At 35.3% G+C, this 5,186-nt stretch carries 5 protein-coding genes and 1 pseudogene; 1 reads left to right on the top strand and 5 read right to left on the bottom strand.

What is annotated here, in order from left to right; translation table 11 throughout:
- Positions 1-474, top strand: a 474-nt coding sequence (locus ACY65O_RS08555) for an MFS transporter (protein WP_462220436.1), incomplete at its 5' end; no start/stop codon positions are given.
- A gap of 243 nt (positions 475-717) precedes the next feature.
- Here ACY65O_RS08555 and ACY65O_RS08550 read toward each other — a convergent pair.
- The 5 genes and pseudogenes from ACY65O_RS08550 to ACY65O_RS08530 all read right to left on the bottom strand — a co-directional run.
- Positions 718-1,767, bottom strand: coding sequence for an IS4 family transposase (locus tag ACY65O_RS08550; RefSeq protein WP_462220435.1), 1,050 nt, complete (start codon positions 1,765-1,767; stop codon positions 718-720).
- 119 nt (positions 1,768-1,886) lie between these two features.
- Positions 1,887-2,519 (bottom strand): Crp/Fnr family transcriptional regulator, encoded by a 633-nt coding sequence (locus ACY65O_RS08545; protein WP_462220434.1) that lies wholly within the window; start codon positions 2,517-2,519, stop codon positions 1,887-1,889.
- Positions 2,520-2,668: 149 nt separating this feature from the next.
- Positions 2,669-3,115: a DsrE family protein gene (locus ACY65O_RS08540; protein ID WP_462220433.1), complete on the bottom strand. Its 447-nt coding sequence runs from the start codon at positions 3,113-3,115 to the stop codon at positions 2,669-2,671.
- Between the two features lie 11 nt (positions 3,116-3,126).
- A complete protein-coding gene (locus tag ACY65O_RS08535) occupies positions 3,127-4,818 on the bottom strand; it encodes a bifunctional metallophosphatase/5'-nucleotidase (RefSeq protein WP_462220432.1) in 1,692 nt (563 codons plus the stop codon).
- A 176-nt stretch (positions 4,819-4,994) separates the two neighbouring features.
- Positions 4,995-5,186 (bottom strand): annotated as a pseudogene (locus ACY65O_RS08530) (hypothetical protein); the annotation flags it as partial.

Below are 5,186 nucleotides of genomic sequence, written 5' to 3'. Positions count from 1 at the left end.
TTAGATGAAACAAAATATTTTACTGCCTTTACTTTGTTTTCGATGCTGGCGGGTTATATTATCGGCATTATAACAATTCCAAAATATATTTCCCAGCAAAATGCATTGGCAATTTCAGCAGTTACAGGAATAATTTTCAGCATGGCAGTATTTGTAACCACTGGCTACACTGCTATAACTTTTATTGCATTATTAGGTTTAGCTAATGCATTAATGTGGCCCGCTATTTTTCCTTTAGCCATTAGCGGGTTGGGAAAATTTACAAAAATGGGATCGGCTTTATTAATTATGGGTATTGCTGGCGGCGCACTACTTCCACTTTTATATACAACTTTAAAAGACAAAGAAATTTTTTCTAATGCCCAGTCATTTTTAATATGTATACTTCCTTCTTACTTTTATATTTTTTATTTTGCCGTAAAGGGATATGCCGCAGGTAAAACAATTCCATCAACAAAAATTCAGGCAGCTTAATTTTTTAAAGAACCCAAGAAAGCTATTAAAGTGATATTGAGTCTTTTTTGCACTAAGCAAGTTTTTAACTTCTAAAACTTACTTTAATAAAAAGTTATGTTATGATATCACTAGCGTTGATCTTAGTTAAATGATTTTCAGTGAATATATTTTAGTTCTTTTACATCTTGATTTTCTATGTTTAAAAACACATTGTGTAATGATCTTTTTTCTAAAGGAGCAATACTTATGTATTGTATAATTTTATATGGAGAGTTTGTCAGCTTCAATTTCTTTTTTGCTATTAATACCAGAACATAAACTGATATGGCAACCCATATTTGAGTTTTTTACAGCATTCTCACTAGAGCCCCAAAAGCATTGAATTTTTAAATTTTGCTTAATCCATTTGAAGAATAACTCAATACCCCATCGGTGCTTATAAAGTTGAGTTACAGTTTGTGTTTTTATTTTGAAGTGGTTAGTTAAAAAGACAAATGTTCTTTCGAACTCAGCATCATAAAATTTGATGCGTCGTAAATGCTCTGGGTATTTGTTAGTACTGTTGATTCCGGTAAGTAAGATATCCTGATCACAAAGAATGCCTATTGTCTTGTCTGGGGTTCTTGATTTTATGCGTTTAAACTGCAAGTTTTCTTTTGCCCTTACAACGAAATATGCCTTCTCTTGTCTAATTGTATAAAAACGCTCAAAATCAACGTAAGCCTTAATCATTATGTAATAGCTGCCTTTCTGAAGTGGAATTAAATCCATCATTTTTGCATCATGAATATTACCCTCTGATATAAAAATAAATTCAGGAATGGAAGTTTTCAAATCAAGCAGTGTATGAATTTTTACCGCTGCTTTAGTTGAACGGAATGGTGCCCATAAAAAAACTTCCAAACAAAGGTCTGCGGTTGTCGAATCCAATGCAAAGACACGGCCTCTAAGATTTACTTCTAATTGATTATCGCCCTCATACATTTTTTTGGCTTGATCAATTAGTTTCAGTGCATAATCTTGATAAATTCTCCAGTCTCTGCTTTCATTTGCATGAGATAAGGTTGATTTATTAATAGCCTTTCCAATACCAAGATGATAAAGCTTATCGGGATTTAACTTCAAGCAAAGAAGCGTATCACTCATATTTTGACGATGAGTTAATTGACCGAAAGACATACAAAGAAATTGTTTCCAACAAGTAAATTCTTTTGCCTTGTAGTTATCCTTATAACAGTTAACACAAATTTTGAAAATATCCCGGGAAGCAAAATCCATTATTTTGGCGAAGGCCATACGTCCTTTGTTCATTCTCAATGATTGGTATAAAGAACGAACAGAATTATTTTCAAATCAACGCCGTCTTAAAAACGACGCAAACATAGAACTGTCAAGTGTTTCTAAGAACTATTTTATAAAACAACGCAATGCTAGTGAAATGCATTCATTAATTTTATTTCGTTCCGGTATAGAATAATTTTTTTATCATTTTCTAACTGTTTCAAAAGCCTTGATATTACCACTCTTGAAGTATGCAGTTCATCAGCAATAAGATAGTGCGATGCCTTAATTACACTGGAGCCAGACAGGCGCTGCTTTTCTTTTAGATAAGAAATAAGGCGCTCATCTAATTTATGAAAGGCAATACTTTCAATGGATTTCAGCAATTCTAAAAAGCGTTCATTAAAACTACGCATGATGTAATTTTTCCAGCTGGGATATTTGCACAGCCATTCATCCAGTTTAATATGAGGCAGGGCAATTAATTCTACATCCTCTTCGGCAATGGCTTTTACTTCGCTTTTTTTTGCCTCAATACAACAACTGTATGCCATGCTGCAGCTCTCGTTGCTGGATAAATAATACAACAGGATTTCATTTCCGTTTTCATCCATCCTGAAAACTTTTACTGTGCCTTTTATAATGATGGGCATCATACGGATATACTTGCCGTAATCCATAATAAGATCGCCTTCCTTAAAATGTTTTATTTCGCCAAACTGCTGCATTTCTTTTATCAAAGCAGGTTCAAAAGTTGCATCAAAGCTTATTGTATTATTCATGGTTAAATAAAAGATTAAAGGCCAAATTGTGCAGGTGGATTAAATAAGCTATGAAGATACGGCATACCTGCTGCTTATGATGATGCAAATCATAATACCTGCAGTAAAATGATTTACCTGCAGTGAGGTACAGCACTTCGTTAAACATTTTAAAAACCTGATTTGATATAACTCCATCCTTCTTCCTGCCTGGTAATAATTTCTACCAATGCAGAAGGTACAAAACCAGCTTCGGATATAATTTTATCTTTGCTGATATTTCTTTCCCGGAGTGTATTTTCGCAGGCCATAAATAATACTCCTTTAATTTTCATTTCCTCAATTTTGCTATGTACGGTTGTCTTATCTGTAACAAGCATATTTATACCCGGGCCATGACATACCACTTCTATCTTACTGCCGGGTGCAGCAGTTAAAATATTATTCAACTGCCTCAGCAAAGATTTGTGCACAAGTGTATCTTCGGAACTAAGCTGAATAACAACTTTATGCTCCCTGGCTGCAACATTATTTTTAAGCGTTTTGCTTTTTGATGTTTGCGCAAACAATGAACTTGCAAATGCAACTAATATAATTGCCAAAAATATTTTTTTCATTTTAATTATTTTTAAGAAAATTTATAATCTACACCCGTTACCTGCGAAAGTAAGGTTTGTGGCGCATCTAAAATTTTTGCATTTAAAGGCGGCGTTGGCGTAACAGGCGAATTTACTTTTAAATATTCTTTTAAAACAGTATGCAGCGTATGCGTTGTATTTTTTGCATTGGCCACTCCCCATATCCTGCAAAGCATATCGCCGGGGTCGCCTTCTCTTTCGCAGGCGCAAATGTTGTAATTTTTATTTAAATCAATTGCTTCGTTGCCCACGGTAATTTCCTGTACTCTTTTTCCTTTTTCACCAAAAGCATTAAAAGATATTTTCATTCCTTTAAATTTTATAACCCAGCCGCCAAAACGCTCCGATGCATCTTTTGAAAATACATTATTCATTTCTTTTTCCAGCCATTCTTTAATTTGTTTACCTGTTACTGTACCTGTTCGTACCGTACTGTCCACCGGCAGCATATCAAATATAAAACCTTCTGTAATGGGTATGTTACCTGTACTGTCTGCTGTTGTACGTGGCGGGCAAAAACGAAACCCATTGGATAATACAATATCCACCTCAGCAATTTTCCACTTCAACGCATCCAGTATCATGGTATCAATCGGGTTTTCCACCACAAAATACCTGTACAGCGGAATGGTACTGTAACCTATAATTTTATAAATATTTTTTGCAAATTGTTTTTCGTTATCTTTTATAAGTGCTGCAATGGTTGCTGATGGTTTATTTTTTTCTGCAGATATTTCTGCCAGCTCGTATTCGTCTTTTATTACTTTACCATTTTGTATGGTAAGATTTAGTTTACCCACAAAAGAACCAAATGCACCAGGCTCCACCACTTTTGCATATTTGCATTGTATTGGTTTACGAACCCTCTCATGCGTATCGCCACCCAAAATATAATCTACTCCTTTACATTCTTCCAGGTTGGCTAAATATAATTGCTGCGATAAACCTAAGTGTGCAACAATTAAAACATAAGCACACTGCTCCTGGTTACGCAGCACATCTGCATAATGTGCAAGATTTTCTTCGGGCTTTGTATAAATAATCCCTTTGCTGTAAAGCGGCGACTGGCGTATGGGTACTAACGGATCGGTGTAGCCCAAAAAACCAATTTTTACCCCCTGCACATTCCAAATATAATATGGTGGAAAAATCAGTTCTCCTTTTTTGCCTTCCCCCAAATCATGATACATGTTAGCACAAACTTTTGGAGCATTTAAAGAACCCAGTAAAGTTTGCATGGCTTTTTTATAATACACCACTTCCCAGTTTCCGGGAAGATATAAATCGTAACCCAATGCATTTAAAATGGGCACCATTGCTTTGCCGGTTGTTTTTACACTCAGTTCGCTGCCCTGGAACATATCGCCGGTATCAATTAAAAATGTATGTGGGTTTTTCTTTCTTTCTTTTTGCAGGTAAGTGGCCAGGTGAGCATAGCCGCCGGTTTTACGAAATACGGCTTTATCATTTTCCCAAAACAATTCATCATGCGGATGCACCTGGCAATGCACATCGGTGGTTTGTAAAATAGAAATGGTAAATGGTTTATCAGCAGCATTTATTTCATCCATCTCATTTTTATTTATGTTTTCTGCAGCAGCAATAATGGGTGCAGCCGCCAGCAAACCTGCGCCACCTATTGTGCCCAGTTGTTTTATGAAATTTCTTCTGTTATTGTTCATTTTTTATTTTTTTTGCTTGTCCCGATTTTTTCGGGAACCCGGCTTTAACTTATCTCTTAAACTTCAGTGGCACAGTTTATCCCGATTTTTTTTTCGGGACACTCCTGTACAGTATATCATTATTGAACTTTTAAATACTCTATATAAATTTGAAGTTTATTTTTTAGCAAATACTATTATTTTTTTGAAGCAGTAACAACCTTTTCTTCTCTTTTCTTTTGCTCTTCTGCAATTGTTTTAAACGGTCCTAACTTGTGTTGCTCCTCAGAAAAATTATCGGTGTATGGCCCAAAGGGATGATCAACAGGTTTCTTTGATTTATCAGGCCAGTCTTTAGGTACATTAATATGCGGCCTCGGTTGTGATAC

The sequence above is a fragment of the Ferruginibacter sp. genome, assembly GCF_031430955.1.
GTDB lineage: Bacteria > Bacteroidota > Bacteroidia > Chitinophagales > Chitinophagaceae > Ferruginibacter.
Note: the sequence above shows the minus strand (reverse complement) of the source record. Positions and strands in the feature narration are given on the sequence as shown.